Origin of the sequence: Bacillus sp. FJAT-27445, assembly GCF_001510665.1 — a bacterium.
GTDB lineage: Bacteria > Bacillota > Bacilli > Bacillales > Cytobacillaceae > Bacillus_D.
Map to the genome: position 1 here is coordinate 510,796 of NZ_LMTI01000005.1, position 22,506 is coordinate 533,301.

The following is a 22,506-nucleotide window of genomic DNA, read 5'->3' on the forward strand; positions in this document are numbered from 1 at the left end:
GCTAAAATCGAATTTGAGTTGGGTGAAGGATTTGATTGATTCTACTGAGGCAAAAAAAGAACTTGGAGAAATCCTTAAACAAGAGGAATATACAGTTTATTCTAAACCGCCTGGGCTCTTGGAAAAATGGTGGAATCAGGCGATGGCCTGGCTTGCTGATCTATTGGAAAGCTGGTTTCCTTCCCTGGAACAAGGATCCAGGTCAGCTGCGGCGCCACTGCTCATTGCGATTATTGCCATTGCTGTTCTCCTTCTAGCCTGGTTTGCCTATTTGCTGATTCGAAATAGCCGAAGGAAAATGCTGAACAGGGAACAAAAGCCGCTTCAGTTTTCCCGGGAAATCGACTGGACGTATGAGATGCATATGGAGAGGGCTTCCAGGCTGGAAGCTGAAGGCCAGCTCCGTTCGGCTGTCCGCCATTTTTTCCTCGCCCTGCTATTGTTTTTGCACGAGCAAAAGTGCATTGAAGCAAGACAGTGGAAAACGAACTGGGAATACTTCGCTGAACTAGGTAAATCCAGCAGGGCTGATGCGGATCGTTTCTATGAGCTTGCTTCTGTTTTTGATGAAGTGACATACGGTGAAAGACAAATCAGCAACAATGATTTTCTCGCCTTCCGCGGCAAAATTGCTGCATGGCTGGTGGAAGGGAGGGTGGAGCAGTGATGGGAAAACGTGGATCACTCCTGCGCTCATGGCTTCCCTTTGTTGGGCTGGTTACGGTTTTTATAGGCATTCTTATAATTGGATATCAGCCTGAAGCAAGAAAATATCCAAAATACATCGCCTCATCACCGGCACCATCTGGGGTGAAGGCGATCTATACGTTCCTGCAAGAAAAGAAAAGTGCGAAGGAATGGGTGCACCCGCCAAAGGTACTGCCCAAATCGGCCCACGGCCAGCTTCTGATTATGGTGGAGCCACTGAATATCTCGAAATCTGCAGAAATGAAGCAGTATGAGAAATTCATGGAGGCGGGAAATTCGATCCTGCTTCTGTCACACATACCGGATGGTTTCTTCGCTTTGAAAACCGAAGCGGTAGAACCGATGGAAAAACCGAACCTGCTGGCCGACGAAGAAGAGAATACATACAAAGTGAATGTAAACCTGTCTAACAGGCTGATTCCAGCCAAAAAGGATAAGGTCCTCTTCCGCGACCAGGAGGGTGCTGTCGCCACCCAAAGGGAGGTTGGAAAAGGGAAATTATATGTTCTCGTAGCGCCAGAACTTATCACAAACAGTGAAGTGCTGAAGGAGGACAACCTCGCCGTCTTTTTGAAAATCGTGAACGATGCTAACCCTTCTGCCGTTTTGTTTGATGAGTATGTGCACGGTGAGCGAACCGCCCTGTCAGGAGTATTCGTTTATCCGAAATGGTTTTTGCTCCTCGTCCTTCAGGGGATGATTGCCACTGCCATTTTCCTTTGGCTAAAAGGGAAACGGTTTGGTCCGGTTTACGCACCGCGTGAGGAGTACGTACGCTTCAGTGACGAAGGCATCCGGGCGCTCGCAGCTTGGTATATCCGCGGCAGGCGTTACGGGGACAGCATCAAGATTCAGGCCGACTTTACGAAGCGGATGCTTCAGGAAAAATGGCGAATTCCTTATTCAATGCCATGGAGCGATGCGGCAGATTATTTGGAAAGAAAATGGACTATGAGATCCGAAGAGGAAATAAAAGATTTTTTACAGGGGCTGTCCGCCGTTTTGGCGAAAGGCGGGCTGAACAAACAAGAGTACCTGCTTTGGTCGAGGATTCTCGACGACTTGAGGATAGAGGTGGAGAAAGGTTGAATAAACAGCTGCAAGCATTATTGGATTCCTACGAGGAAAGGATTCTTGGACAGGGTACGAATCTGCGCCTGCTATTGTCTGCGGTCCTGTCAGGAGGCCATGTGCTGCTCGAAGGAGTACCGGGCACCGGGAAAACAAAAATAGTGCGGACACTTGCCGGCCTGCTCGGCGGGGATTTCAGCCGCATTCAGTTTACGCCAGATCTGCTGCCGAGCGATATTACCGGAAGCATGATTTACAATATGAAGGAAGGCAGCTTCCAGACACTGAAGGGGCCTATATTTACGAATATCCTCCTGGCGGATGAAATCAACCGCACACCCGCCAAAACACAGGCTGCATTGCTTGAAGCGATGGAGGAGAAGCAGGTGACGATCCAGGGCGATACCTACCGTCTGCCAGATGTGTTTTTCGTTGTCGCCACGCAAAACCCGATCGAATTCGAAGGGACGTACCCACTTCCCGAGGCGCAGCAGGACAGGTTCCTATTTAAGCTGACCATTGGCTTTCCATCCTTTGAGGAGGAAAAACAGGTTCTGAAAAACGACCTGCACGATGTTTTTGCTGTCGAAGACATACGGACGGTCCTTGATCTTGAAACGTTTATCTCTATTCGAAATGAAATCGCGTCGATTACAGTCGAGGACAAAGTGCTCGATTATATGATGCAAATAGTCAGGAAAACGAGGGAGTCCGACTATATCCGTTTCGGGGCAAGCACACGTGCCGCGATTTCCATCGGAAAAGCGGCGCGCGCCTGGGCCTATCTGTTGGGCCGGCAGTACGTGACGCCGGATGATGTGAAAATGGTGGCAAAACCAGCACTGAGGCACCGGATCCAGCTTGCACCGCATATGGAATTGGAGGGAGCGGCCGTTGACCAGATCATTGAAGAACTTGTGGGATCGGTTCCTGTTCCGAGATAGGGGCATTGTCCCGACTAAAAGGCTGCTAATGGCTTTTTTGCCGCTTTCCGCTCTTTTATTGGGTGCAGTCATGGTTAAGGTTTCCTGGTGGGTGATTTTTGGTGCGAATGTGCTTTTCCTGGCACTTAGCCTGGCCGATTTGCTTTTTACACCGAAGCGGAAGGAGCTGTCCTTCCGGAGGGTATTCCCCGGCGAAATGGAGCGGGGAATACCGGCCAGGATTGAGGTGCTGGTAGCAAACCAGTCGCGGCACGCATTCTTGTTCCGGTTCATCGACGGAGTACCGCAAACCTTCCGGCAGCCGTTTCCTGTCACAGGCAGTGCAAATGGGCACTCGGAAACAATCATCCCATATGAAACGGTTGCTTCTGTCCGCGGAGATTATCAGATTGGTAACTTATTCTTTCGTTACCGCAGCAGCATCGGGTTATGGGAAAAGCAGGTGACGCCTGACCTTGCCGACCTGGTCAAGGTGATCCCTGACTTGACGGAAACGCGCAGGTATCTGGAAAATGCCCAACAATTCCTGTTGCATGAAGGTACTGCTATTCGCCGGAAAAGGATGGGCGAAGGAGATTTTGCTAAGGTACGGTCCTATGTGCCCGGAGATGATCCGCGGAAAATCAATTGGCGCCAGACTGCAAAGCTGCACGAAGTGATGGCGAATGAATACGAACCCGAACATGGGAAGTACATCACGCTCCTAATCGATTGCGGGAGGATGATGGGAGCCGAATTGAAAAAAGGCAACCGTCTGGAACAGGTGCTGGAATCAGCGCTGACAGTGGCGGCCGCTGTGCTGCAAAAAGGCGACTATGTATCAGTCCTTGCTTTTTCAAAAAACATTAAGGTGTATGTCCCGCCTGCAAAGGGGATGAATCATCTGCAAACAATTCTTCAGGCGATTTACGGCCTTGAAGTCGACCCCGTCGAGCCGAATTACGGAGCAGTGCTACAGTATCTCGAGAATGTCCAGAAGAAGAGGAGCCTCCTGCTGCTGTTCAGCGATGTCCGGACCTTCCTTCATGAAGAAAACGCGCTCGTTTATTTGAAACGGCTACGGCAACGGCATTTGTTTTTCATGGTTGGAATCGAGGATGGAACCTTAAAAGAACGGATCGCAATGAAGCCTGACGAGGTGAAAGCGGCGATGATCAAAAGTATCGCCCAGCAGCAGGAGCTGCTTAAACAAAGAGGCAAAAACAAATGGGAAAAGCAGGGCCTCCAAATGGTGGAGGCCAAAGAGGAACATCTCGCCGTCACGGCGATTTCGCATTATATCGACATCATGAACCAAAATGCTCTTTAGGGGCTGTTCTTGAAAATCTCAGTCCTCCGACAATGGCATAAAGCAGAAGCGCAAGGACGGTTAAAACGGCCACCGTGTACTTCGCTTCGAGCGAAATGCTGGCAGGTGTGATATAGCCTTCAATGATCCCGGCGATGACAAACAAGGGAATTGTGCCGAGCAGCATCTGGACGGACCGTTTTGCCTGTCTTTTCAGCTGGGAGCCGCGAGACAGGTTGCCGGGTACAAACAGCTTGTAGCCCATCAAAAGGCCTGAACCGCCAGCGATGAAGATGGCAGTCAATTCAATCATGCCATGAGGGACAATATATGCCCAGAAATCATACGATTTCCCTGAGTGCCAGAAAAGGGCGGCAAGGGCGCCGACGATGACACCGTTGTAAACGAGCAAATACGCAGTCACGAGCCCGAATGTAATGCCGCCGGCAAAGGCGAAAAACGCGACCTGGATATTGTTCGTCATGATTTCCGTGGACATGACAGCCGAATCGATTGATTCATGCCCTTCCCCGAGCCGATCCGGGTCGACCGCATGCGAGATGCTATTGGGAAGAAGTGTATATATATGGAGCGGGTCGTTCATGACCGCAACAAAGCTGCCGGCCGCTCCAACGGTAAACAGCACGAACGCGATGAAGACGAACCGCCATTGTTCAAGCAGAAGCCCAATGAATTTTGTGCTGAAAAAATGGCGGATTTGCTTGCCGCTTGAGATTTGGTCTTTATACAGGAGATTATGAGCCTTTGAAACGAGGCCATTCAAGTATCCTGTGACGTCATCATTCGGAAAATGCGTCTGGCAATAGGATAGGTTTTGGGAGGCCTTCTGGTAAAGCCGGTGAAAAGAGTCGATTTTTTCTCCGGTGATTCCCTTCTTGCGCCCACCAAGTTCGGAAATGAGCTGTTCAAGCTGTTTCCATTCTTCGCGATGTTTTTTGATCAGCTGTTTTACGTCCATATAGGCACCTGCTTGTACTGGATTTCTTTGGTATTTCCTTCATTATAGATTTTTTTGCCGAGAATAGAAAGATTAATAGAAAACTGTAAGAGCCGGAGGAATAGCATGCAGCAAGAAAAAATCGATATCAAAACACCGGAATACGTTTCTTTACAATTCCAGACAGCAGGACTTGGCAGCAGGGCGGCAGCGTTCCTGATCGACCAGGCGCTGTTAATGGCATTCAATATTGCTGTTGTACTGATTGTTTTACTTTCCCTTGGGGCTGGCTTTGAGGTCTGGCTGATCCGCTATGCCGAATCATATGTACTGGGATTGCTTATTATCGGGCTGTTTGTCGTCAATTGGGGATATTTTTTTGTGTATGAGTTTTTCTCCGGCGGTAGGACGCTTGGGAAAAAGCTTCTAGGCATCCGTGTCATGCAGGAAAACGGGCACAGCATCACGCTTCTGTCGAGCCTGATCCGTAATCTGATCCGCATCATTGACATGCTGCCCGGTTTTTATTTCATCGGCATTGTCATGATTTTTCTCCATAAACGGCACAAGCGGCTCGGTGACCTCGTCGCCGGAACGATTGTCATTCATGAGCGAAAGGTGAAAAAGGGAAAAAAGAGTTCGCCGCTGGAAACGGAAATGAAGAACAGGGGCGTCAGCAAGGAAACGCTGGCACTTGACGACTGGACAATCAAATCCTTCAAAGCCAAGGACTGGAAGCTCATCAGCACATACGCCGCCCGCTTCCTCCAGCTCCCCAAAAACGAAAAAACCGAACTAACAAAGCAAGTTGCCGCCATACTATTTACAAAAGCAGGAGTCGAGTGGCACGCCCAAACAGAGGCAGAACTCGAAAATAACCTTCTCGCTCTTTACCTCCATTTGAAGGAAGAATGGGAGTTTGAAATGTAGCAAATTGCAACGGTCTACAGTTGGACAAAATACAAGCCGTTGACAGTATTGGGGTTTCCGTATAGATATTAAAATGGATGTGGGGTTTGAGAAAGCCGCTGAGGCACAAGAGAAAATTCGTCAAGCAGCCATCTCTGAGGGTTTACTAGATACTGCAGAGAAAAATGCGGAAAAAGCGTTAAAAGTATTTTTTGAGAATATTGGTTATACGGTTAATGTTAGGTTTAACTAATTGGACGGCCTGCCCATGTTACTTGGGGCAGGCCTGTTATTTACTGGGGAACCATAGAGATTTGTCGAATTCTACTTATTGTAGAAATCGCCAATTAATAACCAAATATTCTTACGTCCTTTTTTGCGATTATTTAAAGAGACACTTCAGATAGCAATAAGTAGTCTGACTCCTGATGCTCTATTGATTTTGCAGCAATCGCACAAGTTCTTCCTTCTCATTTGTTGTCAGGACCTTTTCTGCTAACGGAAATAGCACTTTCTCTTCATTGGCAAAATGCTGTGTTAAGGTGGTGAGCGCTTGCACAGCGTATACTGTAATTGTTTGGGCGCCGTCTTCATCTATCGTTAATCCCGTTCGGTCCGCTTCCGTCAGAAAATCAAATAGATGTTGATCCACTTTCTTGTGTTCCATTTCCAGTGTTTCAATAGTCCTAGTATTCTCCTCGAGGTGGCGCGCCATCATGGGGAATAACCCTTCTTCCTCTGCTAAGGAATGTGCCTTCAGCTTCTCATTGAAAGCTGTGACCAGCAAGTGTAATTGCATAAACAGTCCAATCACCATAGGACCCGACTCGAATTCAATGTCTTCTGTAAGTTCCTCCATTAGAATCATATCTACCCGAAGCGATGCATGCTCGTTCATTAATTGTTGAAGAGGAACGCAGAATTCAGCGCTTGATGCTTCCATTGTAAAATTTCTCCTTTATCCACAGGACTTTAACCACTATTTTTACTCTTCTTACTATCATACTGCAAAATTATCAATTACATTGTGATACGCATCATACACGAGGGTTGAATGGGTTCTTATCTCATTTTTGAAAGTCCGCGGCCAATTTGAACTATTTCAACTGAATTTTAATTACTTCTTAGTGCTGAATATTATTGCATATCATTGTTCAAAATCATGGAAAGGGAAAGTTCTTATGTTAAGGGACTTTCCCTATCTTTTTTGAGGAATTTAATTCCGACTTATGAATAGGGAGGAAAAGATAATAGCGCTTAAAAATATTGTTTTTATTTCAACTAAACCATTTGACTGGGTAAAGGAATGCCCATCCAACCCACATAGAGTGTGCTATAATTGCTAGGTTACTATTTTAATGGACAAAAATTTTTTGTTGTTCGTAAAGCAGGTGGACATATGGTGAAGACACAAAAAACTACATATCGATGTCCGATCACTTTGACCAATAAGGCAAAGGATAAAATGCGAGAGCTTGGGTTGGACGAGCGATCGTTTTTTTTATTGGAAAAATCCTTTCATATTTATATAGAAAAATATCCTCAATCGGAAGACGGTCTTGTTTCGGCTGCCTTGTTTTTTGACCCTGAGAGAAACGAAAGACTAAAAGACTTGTCCAGCAAGTTTGTTATTGTCCTGCATTGTTTGGTGAAGCAGGACCGAGTTGTTGCAATTAATGTAACGACGAGACCAATACATATTCCTTTGGCTTCCAATTGGCGCCGCTCGGTAAGTATAGCGTTTGACTCGAGTGCTCAAAACGGTGCCCCGGTACCGATTGAGTTATTGAAACTGATCCATACCATGCCGGTTGCCCAGGAAAGTTCGATGTACGTGAAAAAGCGGATTGCGAGCTGGGAAGGCTATTTGAAAATCCAGGAGCAGTCTGCGGATATTCCTGATATCACATCCCGCTATTCCGCGCTGATCTTTAATGCTGATTTTACCCGGGTAAAAATAATCGGCTGCCAGATGAGTGAGCAGGAATGGAAGTCACTCAAGGATATGAGCGTGAAGCTGAAGGGAAGCGGGCTGGATATCGGTAAAGTCCTGAAAGCGAATCGCTCGGCCTCCACGGTTGAGGTAGAATTGCACGCATATATGGAGGAACAGGCCCGCAGCCAGCGGCTTGATTCACACCCCAGGGAAGTGGTTTTTAGCAATTTCGCTACCTTGAGCCAGGTGAAAAGGCTGCGGCAAGGGTTTAAGCAATTGGAAAACGGCTTGGCCGCGAATCCTGAACTGGAACGGCTTTTATTTGAAAACAAACCGCCTGTCAAAGCGGTGAAAAAGCAGGTTGAGCTGCAGTTTCACAATCGATTGAACGAGTTCCAGAAGGCGGCTGTCACAGGGGCGATGTCTGCCGAAGATTTATACGTTATCCAAGGCCCGCCGGGAACAGGGAAGACAACCGTTATTTCGGAAATTTGCCTGCAAAATGCGAAGGCAGGACTGCGGACTCTCGTAGCGTCACAGTCCAACTTGGCGGTCGACAATGCCCTCGGCCGATTGCTTGCAAATAAGGATATCCGGATCCTCCGAGTCGGCCGTACGGAAAGTATTGAAGAAGAAGGAAAAAAGTTCATAGAGGAAAATGTAGGCCAGTATTGGAAAGACCACACACTGCAGGAAGTGTCCAATCAGGTTGAAACACGAAAACAACGAGAATCTGAAATAGAAAATGAATGGGCGGCGAATGAACGGGAACAAGAACGGCTCCAGCAAGAGCTTGTCCGGGTGGATGCGGAACTTGAAGCCAAAAAGGAAGCGCAACAGAAATATGAGGAATTCCAATCCGCTATCGATCAATATAAAAAAGACATCCAGGATGCTGAACAAGAACGGCATCAAGTCCAGGAGCTTTTACGAAAAGTAGAGCAGTCACTTCATATGTTGAATAGCACGATTGAAAAAGACGAAAAGTTCCTCGCTGGAGCGCCTGGCATTGTTGTGATTCAAGAACAGTTGAAAGCCAACCAGCAAGAAATTGTTCGGCTGCAAAATAGTGTTGCACTTCAGAAGATTAAAGACGAGATAAATGAAATGAATCAGGCGATCGAGCAAAGTGCTGCAGAATGTGAAAAATGGAAAGAGGCAGTGGGACAGAAGGATGCCCTGTCAGAACGAATAACCGCAGCCAAAAAAATCGACTCGTTGAAATGGATCATTCTCGAACAAAATTTTACCCGGTCTTTGCAAGTCCAGACACTCATCGGAAAGCTCGATTTTCTTCGTGAACGAAAAGACCAGCTCAATAAACTGCAGGACTATGACGCCAGACTACATGCTGCGATAAACTATCTTGAAAAGCTCTTGGGCAACCAATCCGGGCAGATGAAAAACACGCCCCCCATAGCTGCCAATGCAAATGAAATTGACCAATTTTTAACGCAACTGAGAAGTGAATTGATAGGAAATTCAACGATTCATTCTAAAAGACTTTCCACATACCTGGAAGGGCTATACGGCAGGAGACAGTATATCTGGCAAAAAGCGCATCGGGTCAAATTGAATGACTCTGATAAACGAATGGCCCAGGAAGCCATCCTCCAATTGAAGCAGGAACTGATTGGCCAGCTTAAGCCTGTCCATGACGATTATAAAATGATTTTTCAAAACAACCAGAGGCAGCTGGGTGAGCAGAGCACCAAGCTTGCTTTTTTGCAAATCAAGCAAAAGGAAATGAAGGAGACGGTGGAATTCATCCCTGATGCGAAGGACTTGCTGCATCAAAAAGAGGCCCAATCGCTTGAACTGCAGAACGAGAAAGACCAGGTTGAGCAAGCAAAGATCAGGTTTGAACTGAAACGCCAGAAGCATGAACAAGAGGCTCTTCAGCTAAAGGAAGCAGAGCAGAAACAAACCGGAATCGAAGCCCGTCTGGCAACACTCTCCACTTTGCTTAATGAAAAAGAAGCTGAACTGATTCCGCTGAAAGAATTGCTTTCTTCTGAACCAGAACGGGAGCACGAAGAGGTATTAAAAAAGCTTGCGAGCAATTCGTTTACACGGGAGTCGTTGAAACAGGAAAAGAAGAGGCTTCCGTTGTTCCAGTCAATCCAGGGAATGTGGCGTTCTTTGCTGGAAGAAGCAACTGACCATGACCTGAATGAAATCCGAAAACTTTATGTGAAACATGCCAATGTAATCGGAACGACGTGTGTGGCATCGGCCCGAAAAGATTTTATCGAAAGCTACCCGGAATTCGATGTTGTCATCATCGATGAAGTATCTAAAGCAACCCCGCCGGAGCTTCTTTTACCGATGCTGAAAGGCAAAAAGATCATTCTTGTCGGCGACCATCATCAGCTTCCGCCTTTGCTTGGAAACGATACACTTGAGGAAACACTTCAGGAAATGATGAAAGACAATGAAGACTTTGAGGGGATAGCTGAACTGAAAAAGCTGCTGCAGGAGTCGCTGTTTGAACGCTTGTTTAAAAACCTGCCGAAAAGCAATAAAACGATGCTTGCGATTCAATATCGGATGCATGAAACCATAATGGAAACTATTTCGCCTTTCTATCTGCAAGAAAACGAAGAACTGCAATGCGGCTTGACCGACTCCGATTTGGTCCGGGACCATAAGCTTGAGTCCCCACTCATCCAGCGCAAAAATCATCTTCTTTGGCTCGATATGCCGAATGAGCCTGGATTTTTTGAAGAAAAAATGCAAGGCGGCAAAAGCCTGTATAATCCAGCCGAGCTGAAAAGAATCGGGGAACTGTTGCTGGAATTGAATCAAGCAACGGCAGAAGCAAAGCGAGCAGGGAGAATGGGTTTGGAAGAGAAGAAAAGCGTTGGCGTCATAAGTTTTTATGGCGAGCAAGTGAAAAGGATCGACCGCCTTCTTCACCAGGAATTGCACTTGCCCCACTTAACGATCCGCACAGGGACAGTCGACAGATTCCAGGGCATGGAGATGGACGTGATCCTGTTAAGCATGGTGCGCAATCACGATCAGAAGCATGACGATATTGGCTTTGCCAAGGACTACCGCAGGCTGAATGTCGCATTGTCGCGGGCAAGGGAACTGCTTGTGATGATTGGCAGTACAAAAATGTTTATTGAAAAAACAAAACATGCGGGTGCAAAACAAATGTATAGCCACGTTTTGGAATCTGTAAAGAAACATGCTGGGCTGCGAACCGTGGAAGAGGTGAGCTTGCTTGGATAAATTAGCAAAGCAATTACGTGCGTCTTTACTGGAAAATCCAGCAGTCGAAATTAAGGATTCGATGATTTGGCAAGTGCCGGTAATCACTTATTCCGTTGCGTTCAGCCGGGTAAAGCGGTCCAGGATGGACATTCTCATGAAAATGATGCTGCTAACATTCGAACAAACCGAAATCCGCCGGGCAGCCAATTTGTCTGAGCTACTCCTGGTAGAGGAGCTGTTCATTGAAGATTTATTGAAAAAAATGCAGCTTATTGGCTTGATACGGCTGGAAAAAGGGACTTACATGCTGACACCGAAAGGGCATGGGCAGCTAAAAACCGGAATCATGGAAGAGGAATTGGAAGAAGAATCGACAAGTCTTTCATACAGCCCGTTCCACGATGAGTTTTGGCCGGAGATGAGCGAGCCTTTACCTGAAACAAACAAAGACCTGCCTCTTTTTCGGTATGCGGAGAATCAGAATCCTATAAATGAAGAAAGAATGTTGCAATTTCTCGCCGAGAGGGTGAACGGTGTGGAGGAAGACGGTTTTCAAACGGTCGTTACCTCTGTAAATAGCTTTGAACAGCAGGAAGTTGAACATATCCCGTGCCTGGAATTTCAACTGTACAATAAAGAACAGGACACATTTTACGTACGTGTTTGGAATACAAGGCACAGGCGCTGGGATGAAGCGTTAGAAAAACACATAGAAGAGCAGGAACGCTTGAAAAAAATAACAGCTTCGGCATACTCCATTAGAGAAACGGGAAAACCTTCAACACGCAGCGATTCTCAGTAATATAGTACAGTATTGTTAAAGGGTATTTATAGGGCAGCCCTATAGGACAAATGGAGGGGTCTTGTGTCTATACTATTTGCTTTGATTTTTATAATCGGTATTTATTGTCTGATACGGGATTTTATAAACCTTAAGAAGGCAATTCGCCTGGTTGAAAATGCGATTTTCCCTGTGACAGAAGAGCACTTTTCTAATGTCCTTATTGCGGGGGAATGGAAAATCGCATCGAGGCTGTCGAAACGGGCAAAATCCTATCACATCGTCAAATGGGGAACAGGAGTGGCCCTCGTTCTTTTGGCAGCCTTGCTGGTAATTGTTATATATACCGATTGGTTAGGTTCGTATCTCTTCAGTTCTGCCTATTTGTTCTATATGCTCCTAAATGCAGTCAAGCACCCCGGCAATTTTTATATTGTGCCGAATGGAATCATTCTGCAGAGCAAATTCATATCTTATTCGGATATAACGGATTACTCGGTGGAGAGGATTGTCCGTTGGCATAATTTGTACGGATACGATTCCCGGGTAAACAATGGATTTAAAGTCAGTTTCGATTTTAAGAAAAAGCTTACTCCATTAGATTATGTAGTAATTACTGAGAGAAAGGAGCTTGAGACGGTTATTGAACTGCTTGATGCCCAGGGAATACATTCAAAAAAACAAATCGATGAGCCTCCTATTGCAGCTGGTTTTAAGGGAGATAAAGGATGAGATCTACGTAAGGGATAAGATGTAGCACTAGCCTTTTTTAAAATTCTAAACAATAACAGCTAGCACTGTAAAAGATGGCGTCCATGAGCTGGGCGCCTTTCGTTGTTTTTGCCGGGCGGATAATGGGAATAAGTATAGTGAACGATACTGGTAAAGGAGGCGTTAGCTTTGAATGATGATAAGAAAAAGCTAGAGGAAGTCCTTACACATTCGCTTGAAGTGGAAGAGGATCTGATGCGGACATATTTAATCACAGCCGACAATATCCATGACGATGCTGAGCTAAAGAATCGGCTTGAAAATTTCGCGGAAGGCAATGCAAAGCGTACGGACCAGCTGATAAACGAACTTAAGGAGCTTAAGGGCGAGTAATTTGAAAAAGCTGCTAATTGGTAGACGCAGTTTTCAGGTGACAGACGCCATTAGATTTCACGGAATGGTCCCATAACGAAGACAATAGATATAGTAGATAAGTGCCAATAAGCCTCCTCTATTTCTTAGAAGGGGCTTATTTTATTTTAAACCGGCTAGAATAATAGAGACTTTTTTTCGACACTTATTGACAAACTTATTTGTAAAGCTATATACTAAATTTATGAAAGCGATAACATGTTTGAATATTTTTTTAGTTTGTATGTTAACCGGTTTCTAAACAGATCCTTGATTCAACTAATTTGATCGAGGTATTTTTTTAAACATTTAGTTAACCGGTTTCTAAAAACAGGTCAGTGATGAAATACAACAAAATTGACTTCCAGATTCTAGCTACATAATAGTGAAATTAAGAGATTGTTTGTTTTGTAAATCGGTTTCTAAAACCTGGTTGGCGATGATATGCTACAAAATTCATTCTTGGTCCTAGATGCCAAAATAGTAAATTTATATTTTTGCTTTGTTAACCGGTTAACTAAATCGGTAAACATCCATTTTAAATGAAAAGAAGGTGGGTTGATGATATGAGTCATAAGGCTAAAGGGGAAAAAATTCGGGTGACCATTAATGAGGTTGCTAAAAAAGCAAGCGTTTCCAAAACCACAGTATCCAGATATTTAAATGGAAAATATGAATACATGTCGGAAGAAACAAAGGAATTGTTAGAAGCTGTCATTGAGGAACTGGGCTATCGCCCTAGTAATCTTGCAAGAAGCTTGAAAGCGAAGAATTCCGGTGTCATTGGCTGTATTATTGCCGATATTGGGAGCCCGTTTTCCTCAATTGTTTTAAAAGGAATTAGTGATTATTGCAATCAATTGGGTTACAAAGTGTTATTCGCAAACATTGGCAATGATCCGGTCAATGAGAAAGAAAGCATTCAATCCTTATTGGATAACAAAGTAGATGGCCTAATTATTAACACAACCGGCAAAAATGATGACTATCTTTTATCCCTAAAAAATGAAGGAATCAAAATTGTTTTGGCGGACCGCAGTTTAAGCAGTCCCAATGTGTTGGATACGGTAGCAACGAATAATTATGACGCCACCTATGACTTGGTTAAATATTTGAACGAGCAGGGTTACAAACGGGTAGCATTTTTCACCCAGGATATGTCGGTTATTAGCAGCCGTTACAAGCGCCATGAAGGGTTTAATGACGCGATGGAAAACTATTTTCATCAGGATGGAAATTTGACTACCTATGTTATCAATATTGATGATCCCCAAAATACAGATGTTAGTTTAAAGGAGTTTGTAAGCGCTTCGAATGGTGAGCCCGCTGCTATTTTTACGGTTAATGGCATGACGTTATTAACAGTTCTGCATGGTATGAAGCGGCTAGGTATTGAAATCTCCCCGCAGTTGGGGATATGCGGATTTGATGACTGGGGTTGGGCCTCCTTGATTCCTCCTGGCATTACTACCCTGACACAGGAATCCTATGAGTGCGGCGTTCAATCTGCAAAGCTATTGATTGAGCGCATTAAAGAGTCAGGAGAATTCGAACCACAATATATAGAGTTGCCGGCTAAGCTTGTGAAACGCGGATCTACAAATCCGAAGCTATTAAAGGAGGTTGATCATAAATGAATAAACAGGAAGTAAAGGCGCAGCTGCAAGGAAAAATCATCGCGGTTATTCGCGGGAATGATCTAGAAGAGGCCAAAGAAATCTGTAAAACAATCGTACACTCAGGAATTACCACTTTGGAAATTACCTTCAGCCTTCCGAAAGCGGAAGAACTAATCAGTATTTTAAAATCAGAACTTCCGGAAGCCGTCATTGGAGCAGGTACGGTTTTAACGAAGGAACAAGCAGAATTAGCTGTTTCGCATGGAGCGGATTTTGTCGTTTCTCCTTGTGTTGTAGAAGAAGTGGGTGCCTATTGCAAAGAGCATGAAATTTTTTGCTCATTAGGGGCTGCTACCCCAACAGAGGCTTATCAGTCCTATTTGGCTGGAAGCGATGTGGTGAAATTATTCCCAGGTGAGTGTGTATCAATGAAGATGATCAAAGGGATTAAAGCACCAATGCCATTTATTGAAATGATGCCGACAGGGGGAGTGGATGATACGAATATTAACGATTGGTTTGAAAGCGGTGCCTTTGCAGTCGGATTAGGCGGTTATTTAACGAAAGGCATTCATACCGGCAATCTGGACGTATTGAAACAAAGGTGTGAAAAGATTTTACACGCATTAGAGTAGGAGTGAAGAAACTTGAAAAAGGATCAAATTGTCATTAATACACTTGTTTATCTAGAAGATTTAAAAGCTGGTGTACCTCAAAGTGAAATGCTCGACTGGGTTCAAGAACTCGGATTAAAAAACATTGAAGTTAGAAGAGAGTTTATCAAAGACCACAAAGAGCTGCAGGATATTAAAAACAAATCTGAGCAATATGGAATAAACGTCTTTTATTCCATCCCGGATGTGCTCTATGAAAATCAGCAACTAAAAGAAGAAACGCTGGAAATGTATTACAAGGAAGCTTACGACATGAATTGCCACTCTATCAAACTTACTATTGGCGATTATGGCCAAGTTTCTGAAGCAGATTTGAAAGCGATTACTAGGTTGACTGAACAATACAACGTTAAGCTCACCGTTGAAAATGACCAAACTGAAAGCAATGGAAGATCACAAAAAATCATTGATTTCTTGACCGAGGTAAAACAACTTGGCGGACCGATTACGTTTACGTTCGATATCGGGAATTGGCTGTTCCAAGGGGAAGACCCGGTCGAAAATGCCAAGCTGCTTCAGCCGTTTGTCACTTATATCCATATAAAGGATATAGACCAAGAGAAAAATACTAGACTTTTGAATGACGGACTAGTGGACTGGAAAAAAATACTCGAAATTTTGCCAAAGGATCTGCCGGCAGCGATAGAGTATCCGATTTCCACAAAAGATGTACTAGTTTCCGAGATAGATAAACTAGTCGACTTGTAGGAGGTGATTTAAAAAGAACGTTGCGATTATTCGGCAAAAAACCATTTAAGTATCCATTGATAAACAAATTACTCTAGGGGGAAAACAGAATGGCATTAACGATTGGTATTATTTTATTGCTGACGTTTATCGGATTTATCGTTTATGCAGTTAAAGGCGGAAACCTAATGATCGGTTTCTTGATTATGGCTGTTATTTGGTCAACGCTTGGAATGATTGGCGGCGAACTTACTTGGGAACAAACGATGACGCAGATATTCCAAGGCGGACCGGAAAGTTGGGGGCCGACGGCGGTTGTCGTTGTTTTTGGTAGCTGGTTTGGCCAAGTGTTAGTAAGAACAGGGGTTGCTTCAAAGATTATCCGAATGACTGTTGAACTTGGCGGGGACAAGCCTCTCGGTACAACAGTGCTATTGTCGGTTGTCACGGGTTTAATTTTTACAAGTACATTTGGTGCAGGCGCAGTTGTAGCCATTGGGGTTATTGTTCTTCCAATTCTTTTATCACTAGGTGTACCAAAATCCCTGGCCGTTTCTTCATACATTATGTCAGTCGGTTCAGGAATGTATGTCAACATCGTGTTATTTAAGCAAATGCAAGCAATCTTTACAGGTTTCGAATACAATGCAAGCTATTTGAAATTCGGTTTTATAGCGATGGCAGTTCAACTACTCATTGTCATTCTCATGTTGTCCGTTAGACTTCGTAAAACAAAAGTTAGCCGTGCCTGGGCTGCTACAGCTTCGAGCAGTGATAATCAAAATGTACCAGGAATTGCGCTTATCACGCCATTAATACCAGTTGTCCTTGCAATCGGATTTAACTGGCAGCCGATTCCAGCGTTCATTGTAGCTGCTTTATTTGCCCTATTTGTTACTGGGAAAATTAGATCCTACAAAGATGCAGAAAAAGTTATTTCTAAAACCTTCTATGATGGTGTAGTCGACGTTGCCGGTTTACTTGGTTTCTTGTTCATTCTTCCAATGTTCAATAAAGTATCAGGTGCCGTTTCACCATTCTTTGAAAGTATTTTGGGCGGAGTCATGCCAACTAGCACTTTAACGGTTGCAATTCTTTTCATGGTCATTGCGCCGCTTGGATTATTCCGTGGTCCATTAACGGTATTTGGCGCCGGAGCTGCAACAATCGGTATTTTAACAGGAGTAGGCGACTTCCCAATGGCATTCTTATTCCCATTAATGTATATTCCAACGATTACAATGAATATTTCAGCTTGTCCTACTCAATCTTGGAACCTATGGTCCATTAACTATACAAAAACAGATACAAAAAGCTTCTTGCTTTCAGGTGTACCATGGGCATGGGGCGTGGCTATCGTAAATATTGCCATTGCCTATTTGATGTTCGGCTAAGAAATGCCTAGAAATCGGTTGTTCCAGCTTAAGGAGCAGCCGATTTCATTAGAGTGAAAACACGTTTTGGAAATGGAGGAGTAATAATGGCCAAACGAGCTATTCGCGTCGGTATCGATGTTGGGGGAACTCATACAAAAGCAGTCGCAATTAACAATGAAACACATGAAATCGTCGGTAAAGGCTCCGTCATGACCACCCATGATCATCCAAGTGGTGTGGCTGCAGGTGTAATCGAAGCGTTTAAATTATGTTTAACAAAAAACAATATTAATCCTGAGGATGTTATTTTTATCGCTCACAGTACGACTCAAGCAACAAATGCTCTTTTAGAGGGCGACGTCGCAGAGGTTGGGGTTATTGGAATCGGTAGTGGCGGCCTTGGTGGGTGGCTTGCAAAAAAACAAACAAAAATCGATGATATTGATTTGGGTACTGGGCGAATCATTAAGACACACCATCGCTACATGAAACAAAAACAAATAAACGAGGAAACAATCAAAAAAACGATCAGAGAATTAAAAAGCGAAGGTGCAGGAGTATTTGTCGCTTCCAAGGCATTCGGTGTCGATGATTTAACGGAGGAAAAAGAAATCCAAAAGCTTGCTGAAGAGCATGGCATTCCTGTATCGGTTGCATCTGAAATCAGTAAGCTGTACGGTCTGACTCGAAGAACGAGAACCGCTACCATTAATGCCAGCATTCTGCCAAAAATGCTTGAAACTGCAAACAGTACAGAAGACAGCGTCCGTCAAGCCGGGATTCAGGTTCCTCTAATGATCATGCGCGGTGATGGCGGTGTTATGGGAATCGATGAAATGAGAAAACGTCCTGTCTTAACCATGCTGTCAGGTCCTGCGGCCAGCGTTGTTGGTGCCTTGATGTATTTAAGGGCATCAAACGGTATTTATTTTGAAGTAGGCGGAACGAGTACGAACATTGGGGTAATTAAAAATGGACGCCCAGCTGTTGATTACTCAATCGTTGGCGGGCATCCCACGTATATTAGCTCCTTGGACGTACGCGTATTGGGGGTAGCCGGAGGAAGTATGGTCCGTGCATCCAAAGAGGGGATTGTTGACGTGGGGCCAAGAAGTGCCCATATTGGCGGAATGCCTTATGCCGTCTTTACACCAATTGAAGAAATCGTCGACCCGCAAGTTGAGTTTTTCTCTCCTAAAGATGGCGATCCAGCTGACTATGTCTATATTAAACTTAAAAACGGCAAAAAGATTACGATTACAAATAGCTGCGCAGCGAACGTATTAGGAATTGTAACTCCTGAACATTATGCATATGGAAACCCTGAGGCTGCCCGGAAAGCAATGGAGCCGCTCGCAAACTATATGAATAAGACGGTCGAAGAAGTGGCTAAAGAAATTTTACAAAAATCGTATGAAAAAATAAAGCCAGTTATCGAAGAATTCGCGGAAAAATACAAACTGGAAAAAGACCAAATTTCTCTCGTTGGCGTTGGAGGAGGCTGTGCATCGTTGCTTCCATTTACGGCTAATAATATGGAATTGGAGTACAGCATCCCGGAAAATGCCGAGGTTATTTCTTCGATTGGTGTTGCCTTAGCGATGATTCGTGACGTAGTGGAACGGGTCATCCCATCACCAACGAAAAAGGATATTGCGGATCTCAAGAAAGAAGCGGCAAGCATGGCGATCGCCAACGGAGCCGTCCCAGATTCCGTCGAGGTTCAAATCGAAATCGATTCGCAGACGAATAAAGTAACAGCGATTGCAATGGGTTCTTCGGAAGTTCAAACAACCGATTTGTTAATGGCCTTAAGCGAAGAGGATGCTAAAGAACTCGCTGCCAAATCAATGGGTGTACCGGTTGGGGAAACCCAATTGATTACGATGAGCGATGTCATATATGTCTTCTCTGCTAAAGGAAAGAAAGAAGGCGCTGAACAACTCAGAATCGTAGACAAAAAGGGCTTTATTAAGGTACAGCGCGGAGACGGAATAGCTGAAAAATGTACCGTAGCAGAAGCACAAGAAGTGATTAACAAGATGTGGGAAACGTTAGCCATCTTCAAGAGTGATATTAAATTAAGTCCTGATATTTATCTATGTATTGGCGGGAAAGTATTGGATTATACAGGCATGGTGGATAAAGACCAGTTATTCATGGTCGTTGATACAGAATTAGCAACGATGGAACCACATGAAGAAATCATTATTGTCGGAGCAAAAAATGATCTATGATCGTCGAAAAAGTGAAATTTTTAACAAATATAACGGATGAAGAGTGGGGTCACTATGCTTTTAGCAGAGACCCTCTCAACCGTAAAATCACGGATCACCTAAAACAAGAACTGATTGAAAAAGCAATTGAATGCGGCAAGCAGCAAGCCGATCAAGTAAGGCAGAAATATCCCGTTTATTCAGTTAAGGAAATAGCAGCCAGGATGAACACAAAAATAAGTGTGAAAGATTCATATGGCACAGAAAATTATATAATGTTTGCTTGTTATAACAGTCCGAACAGCATTACGTTATTTAAAGATAATATTGAACTTGTCAATAAATTGATCCAAGAACATCAGCTCGGGTCCATGCTTAATCAAGTTGATGTGGAGGAGCTTTTAATCGCTCATGAATTGTTTCATTTTATTGAAGAGTATGATGCTGATATTTTTACAAAAAACATGAAAATAACCCTTTGGAAACTCGGGAAATTTCAATATAAATCACGGCTGGCAGCAATTAGTGAGATTGCAGCGATGCAGTTTGCAAAAGACCTGATGTCGCTAGACTTTAACCCATTTGTTTTTGATGTGTTAATGTTGTTTCCTCTAGATGAAGGGAAAGCAAATCAGTTATTCAATGAAATTACAACGATCACAAGGAGCTAATCTGAATGAGTAAAGTACTGTTATTTGGCGAACCAATGGCGATGTTCACAGCGGAAACAGAGGGTCCGCTCGAAGAGGTCGAGTTATTCAGAAGATCACTTGCTGGTGCAGAGGTGAATGTCTGTACAGGCCTTGCCAGGCTAGGCCATGAAGTATCCTACGTAACAAAGCTTGGACAAGATCCAATGGCCCTTTATATTAAGAGTTTTTTAAAACGGGAAGGGATTGGAACTGAGTTCCTGACCTTTGACCCTATTTATAAAACAGCCACTCAATTAAAGAGCAAGGTTTCCGAAGGGGATCCCGCCGTTGCCTATTATCGCAAGGGCTCAGCTTTTTCACATATGAGTGTGGCTGATATTGATCAAATCAATTTAGATGGCGTTGATCTTGTGCATGTAACAGGGATTCCGCCAGCTTTATCATTAAGCTGTCGTGAAGCAACTTTCCGTTTAATCAATCGTGCCAGAGAGCATGGCATCTACATTACCTTTGACCCTAATCTTCGCCCAAGCTTATGGGAAAGCGAAGAAGTCATGGTAAAAGTGATCAATGAACTTGCCGCTAAATCCGATTTGGTTTTGCCTGGCGTTTCCGAAGGATTGATTTTAACAGGCACGGATGATCCTGAGAAGATTGCCGATTTTTATCAGGGACTGGGTGTCAAGGAAGTCATCATCAAGCTTGGAAGCAAAGGGGCTTACATCAGAACTCAATCCGAAAGCTTTTATCAAGAAGGCTTTAAAGTGGAAAAAGTCATCGACACAGTCGGAGCCGGAGATGGCTTTGCTGTAGGCGTCATTACCGGCAAGTTGGAGGGACTGTCGATTCAGGATACGATTACCCGTGCGAATGCGATCGGTGCGATTCAGATCACATTTGTAAGCGATAATGAAGGCCTTCCAACGAGGGAAGAATTAGACCAATTTATTAGGAGCCATCAATAATGAAGCTTCAATTAGCGGTTGATCGGGTATCAATCGAAAAAGCGATTGAAATCATCCGTGAAGCCGAAAAGTATATTGATATTATTGAAATCGGCACTTCGCTGGTCAAGGATTTTGGCCTTGAATCTGTCAGGCGAATCAGACAGGAATTTCCGGACAAGGTTATTTTGGCCGATATTAAAACAGTCGATGAAGCGGAATATGAATTTGAAGCCATTTATCAGGCTGGTGCCGATATTGCCACTGTTCTTGGCGCTGCATCTTTGGAAACAATCCGAATTTGTCAGAATGTCGCCCGAAAATATCAGAAGAATTACATGATTGACCTCCTTGAGACATCAGCTGAAAAGCAGCTGGAACTGAAACAATTTACAGATGGAATCCTTTGTGTGCATCTTCCGTCCGATAAAAGCACAGGTTTACAAGCTTTAATCGAAAGTACGTTAGCGCAGATTGAGGATTTTCCAAGATTGGCTGTAGCCGGGGGAATCAAACCGGAAAATATTGCTGAAATGAAGAAGGCTAATTTTGAAATAGCAATCGTCGGCAGCAGCATAACGAAATCCCTTGATATTCGTGAATCTGCAAAACTGTTTAAATCGTTAGTGGGGGGAGAAAAATGAGCCTGCTAGATGCCATTTTAAAAGAAATAAATGAAGTCGTTTCGAAAGTGGATGAGCAATCGTTGGAAAATGCCGCGGCGATTGTTAAGAAGGACAAAAGAATCTTTGTGGTCGGTGAGGGCCGCTCAGGGCTTATGGCAAAGGGGTTTGCGATGAGGCTCATGCATTTGGGCTACGAAGTTTATGTAGTTGGTGAAACCATCACACCAGCCATTAAAGGAAATGATGTCGTAGTTGCGGTTTCTGGCTCAGGCAAAAGTGCGAATGTCGTATCCGATGCGGAAAAAGCAAAAGAAAAAGGCGCGACAGTCCTGGCGTTTACCAGCAATTTGGAATCGGATCTGGCTCGCAGCTCGGATGTGTCTGTATTAGTGCCTGGGACCGTAAGAGGAGACCAGGGCGATAACAGAAAATCGATTCAATTGTTAAGTTCTTTGTTCGACCAAAGCGTTCACATTGTTCTTGATGGAGTATGTTTATATTTGAGCAAACGTGACGGTGTATCCAATGAAACGGCGACACGGAAGCATTGGTAAATAAAATGATACTCAATTTAAAAGGTCCACGCCTGGCTCGGTAAGGCGTGGACCTTTTAAATCTGCCTTTGAAAAAGATATTTGATAGATTTATTTAAAATTTATTGATTTGCGCTCCGCAAAGGAAAGTTTCCAGGAATAATCATCGCGATGACAACTTTAACGGTATGAGGAAAAGAATATTTTGAATAAGAGGAAGGCCAAATATAACTGGAAAA

General features: G+C 44.1%; 21 protein-coding genes. 19 read left to right on the forward strand and 2 right to left on the reverse strand.

Annotation, left to right across the window (positions count from 1 at the left end; genetic code table 11):
- Positions 1 to 31: 31 nt before the first annotated feature.
- The 4 genes from AR337_RS17200 to AR337_RS17215 are packed head-to-tail and all read left to right on the forward strand — an operon-like array spanning position 32 to position 4,032.
- The gene (locus tag AR337_RS17200) at positions 32 to 667 is read left to right on the forward strand and encodes a DUF4129 domain-containing protein (protein WP_059173233.1); all 636 of its coding nucleotides are present in this window, start codon (positions 32 to 34) and stop codon (positions 665 to 667) included.
- Entirely contained in the window at positions 667 to 1,797 is a 1,131-nt protein-coding gene (locus tag AR337_RS23305) for a DUF4350 domain-containing protein (RefSeq protein WP_059173234.1), read from the forward strand. Before AR337_RS17200 ends, AR337_RS23305 begins: the two co-directional genes overlap by 1 nt.
- Positions 1,794 to 2,723: a MoxR family ATPase gene (locus AR337_RS17210; RefSeq protein WP_059173235.1), complete on the forward strand. Its 930-nt coding sequence runs from the start codon at positions 1,794 to 1,796 to the stop codon at positions 2,721 to 2,723. Before AR337_RS23305 ends, AR337_RS17210 begins: the two co-directional genes overlap by 4 nt.
- Entirely contained in the window at positions 2,674 to 4,032 is a 1,359-nt protein-coding gene (locus AR337_RS17215; RefSeq protein WP_253701860.1) for a DUF58 domain-containing protein, read from the forward strand. Before AR337_RS17210 ends, AR337_RS17215 begins: the two co-directional genes overlap by 50 nt.
- Here the strand turns inward: AR337_RS17215 and AR337_RS17220 are convergent.
- The gene (locus AR337_RS17220) at positions 4,010 to 4,990 is read right to left on the reverse strand and encodes a stage II sporulation protein M (RefSeq protein WP_059173236.1); all 981 of its coding nucleotides are present in this window, start codon (positions 4,988 to 4,990) and stop codon (positions 4,010 to 4,012) included. The two genes, AR337_RS17215 and AR337_RS17220, sit on opposite strands and share 23 nt — an antisense overlap.
- Before the next feature lie 105 nt (positions 4,991 to 5,095).
- Here AR337_RS17220 and AR337_RS17225 point away from each other — a divergent pair, with 105 nt between their 5' ends.
- Positions 5,096 to 5,899, forward strand: coding sequence for an RDD family protein (locus AR337_RS17225; protein WP_059173237.1), 804 nt, complete (start codon positions 5,096 to 5,098; stop codon positions 5,897 to 5,899).
- Positions 5,900 to 5,972: 73 nt separating this feature from the next.
- Positions 5,973 to 6,131 (forward strand): DUF4230 domain-containing protein, encoded by a 159-nt coding sequence (locus AR337_RS22855; RefSeq protein WP_082687036.1) that lies wholly within the window; start codon positions 5,973 to 5,975, stop codon positions 6,129 to 6,131.
- 180 nt (positions 6,132 to 6,311) lie between these two features.
- Here the strand turns inward: AR337_RS22855 and AR337_RS17230 are convergent, their stop codons facing one another.
- Complete coding sequence (locus tag AR337_RS17230; RefSeq protein ID WP_059173238.1) at positions 6,312 to 6,821, reverse strand: hemerythrin domain-containing protein; 510 nt, start codon at positions 6,819 to 6,821, stop codon at positions 6,312 to 6,314.
- 456 nt (positions 6,822 to 7,277) lie between these two features.
- Between AR337_RS17230 and AR337_RS17235 the strand changes: the two genes are divergently transcribed.
- From AR337_RS17235 to hxlB, 13 genes are all read left to right on the forward strand, one after another.
- Positions 7,278 to 11,054, forward strand: a complete 3,777-nt coding sequence (locus AR337_RS17235) for an ATP-binding protein (protein ID WP_253701863.1) — start codon at positions 7,278 to 7,280, stop codon at positions 11,052 to 11,054.
- Complete coding sequence (locus tag AR337_RS17240) at positions 11,047 to 11,838, forward strand: hypothetical protein (RefSeq protein ID WP_059173240.1); 792 nt, start codon at positions 11,047 to 11,049, stop codon at positions 11,836 to 11,838. Before AR337_RS17235 ends, AR337_RS17240 begins: the two co-directional genes overlap by 8 nt.
- A 63-nt stretch (positions 11,839 to 11,901) precedes the next feature.
- Positions 11,902 to 12,549: a hypothetical protein gene (locus AR337_RS17245; protein WP_059173241.1), complete on the forward strand. Its 648-nt coding sequence runs from the start codon at positions 11,902 to 11,904 to the stop codon at positions 12,547 to 12,549.
- Between the two features lie 168 nt (positions 12,550 to 12,717).
- Entirely contained in the window at positions 12,718 to 12,921 is a 204-nt protein-coding gene (locus tag AR337_RS17250) for a hypothetical protein (protein WP_253701866.1), read from the forward strand.
- A 584-nt stretch (positions 12,922 to 13,505) separates the two neighbouring features.
- Complete coding sequence (locus AR337_RS17255; RefSeq protein ID WP_059173243.1) at positions 13,506 to 14,576, forward strand: LacI family DNA-binding transcriptional regulator; 1,071 nt, start codon at positions 13,506 to 13,508, stop codon at positions 14,574 to 14,576.
- Positions 14,573 to 15,193 (forward strand): bifunctional 4-hydroxy-2-oxoglutarate aldolase/2-dehydro-3-deoxy-phosphogluconate aldolase, encoded by a 621-nt coding sequence (locus AR337_RS17260; protein ID WP_059173244.1) that lies wholly within the window; start codon positions 14,573 to 14,575, stop codon positions 15,191 to 15,193. Before AR337_RS17255 ends, AR337_RS17260 begins: the two co-directional genes overlap by 4 nt.
- Positions 15,194 to 15,205: 12 nt before the next feature.
- Entirely contained in the window at positions 15,206 to 15,940 is a 735-nt protein-coding gene (locus AR337_RS17265) for a sugar phosphate isomerase/epimerase (RefSeq protein WP_059173245.1), read from the forward strand.
- Between the two features lie 89 nt (positions 15,941 to 16,029).
- Entirely contained in the window at positions 16,030 to 17,313 is a 1,284-nt protein-coding gene (locus AR337_RS17270) for a hypothetical protein (RefSeq protein WP_059173246.1), read from the forward strand.
- A gap of 86 nt (positions 17,314 to 17,399) precedes the next feature.
- The gene (locus tag AR337_RS17275) at positions 17,400 to 19,532 is read left to right on the forward strand and encodes a hydantoinase/oxoprolinase family protein (RefSeq protein WP_059173247.1); all 2,133 of its coding nucleotides are present in this window, start codon (positions 17,400 to 17,402) and stop codon (positions 19,530 to 19,532) included.
- Entirely contained in the window at positions 19,529 to 20,182 is a 654-nt protein-coding gene (locus tag AR337_RS17280; protein ID WP_059173248.1) for a hypothetical protein, read from the forward strand. Before AR337_RS17275 ends, AR337_RS17280 begins: the two co-directional genes overlap by 4 nt.
- A 5-nt stretch (positions 20,183 to 20,187) precedes the next feature.
- Positions 20,188 to 21,129 carry a sugar kinase gene (locus AR337_RS17285; RefSeq protein ID WP_059173249.1) on the forward strand — a complete coding sequence of 314 codons (942 nt, stop codon included), beginning with the start codon at positions 20,188 to 20,190 and terminating at the stop codon, positions 21,127 to 21,129.
- Entirely contained in the window at positions 21,129 to 21,752 is a 624-nt protein-coding gene (locus tag AR337_RS17290; protein ID WP_059173250.1) for an orotidine 5'-phosphate decarboxylase / HUMPS family protein, read from the forward strand. Before AR337_RS17285 ends, AR337_RS17290 begins: the two co-directional genes overlap by 1 nt.
- On the forward strand, positions 21,749 to 22,288 hold the full coding sequence (hxlB, locus tag AR337_RS17295) for a 6-phospho-3-hexuloisomerase (RefSeq protein ID WP_059173251.1): 540 nt from the start codon (positions 21,749 to 21,751) through the stop codon (positions 22,286 to 22,288). The genes AR337_RS17290 and hxlB overlap by 4 nt, the downstream gene beginning before the upstream one ends.
- Positions 22,289 to 22,506: the final 218 nt, after the last annotated feature.

Excerpts from the sequence above, each read along its gene's own strand:
- AR337_RS17290 (WP_059173250.1), top strand. The coding sequence starts at position 21,129 with ATGAAGCTTCAATTAGCGGTTGATCGGGTATCAATCGAAAAAGCGATT.
- AR337_RS17270 (WP_059173246.1), top strand. The coding sequence starts at position 16,030 with ATGGCATTAACGATTGGTATTATTTTATTGCTGACGTTTATCGGATTT.
- AR337_RS17220 (WP_059173236.1), bottom strand. The coding sequence starts at position 4,990 with ATGGACGTAAAACAGCTGATCAAAAAACATCGCGAAGAATGGAAACAG.
- AR337_RS17230 (WP_059173238.1), bottom strand. The coding sequence starts at position 6,821 with ATGGAAGCATCAAGCGCTGAATTCTGCGTTCCTCTTCAACAATTAATG.
- AR337_RS17235 (WP_253701863.1), top strand. The coding sequence starts at position 7,278 with ATGGTGAAGACACAAAAAACTACATATCGATGTCCGATCACTTTGACC.
- AR337_RS23305 (WP_059173234.1), top strand. The coding sequence starts at position 667 with ATGGGAAAACGTGGATCACTCCTGCGCTCATGGCTTCCCTTTGTTGGG.
- AR337_RS17260 (WP_059173244.1), top strand. The coding sequence starts at position 14,573 with ATGAATAAACAGGAAGTAAAGGCGCAGCTGCAAGGAAAAATCATCGCG.
- hxlB (WP_059173251.1), top strand. The coding sequence starts at position 21,749 with ATGAGCCTGCTAGATGCCATTTTAAAAGAAATAAATGAAGTCGTTTCG.
- AR337_RS17255 (WP_059173243.1), top strand. The coding sequence starts at position 13,506 with ATGAGTCATAAGGCTAAAGGGGAAAAAATTCGGGTGACCATTAATGAG.
- AR337_RS17225 (WP_059173237.1), top strand. The coding sequence starts at position 5,096 with ATGCAGCAAGAAAAAATCGATATCAAAACACCGGAATACGTTTCTTTA.
- AR337_RS17275 (WP_059173247.1), top strand. The coding sequence starts at position 17,400 with ATGGCCAAACGAGCTATTCGCGTCGGTATCGATGTTGGGGGAACTCAT.
- AR337_RS17285 (WP_059173249.1), top strand. The coding sequence starts at position 20,188 with ATGAGTAAAGTACTGTTATTTGGCGAACCAATGGCGATGTTCACAGCG.
- AR337_RS17280 (WP_059173248.1), top strand. The coding sequence starts at position 19,529 with ATGATCGTCGAAAAAGTGAAATTTTTAACAAATATAACGGATGAAGAG.
- AR337_RS22855 (WP_082687036.1), top strand. The coding sequence starts at position 5,973 with ATGGATGTGGGGTTTGAGAAAGCCGCTGAGGCACAAGAGAAAATTCGT.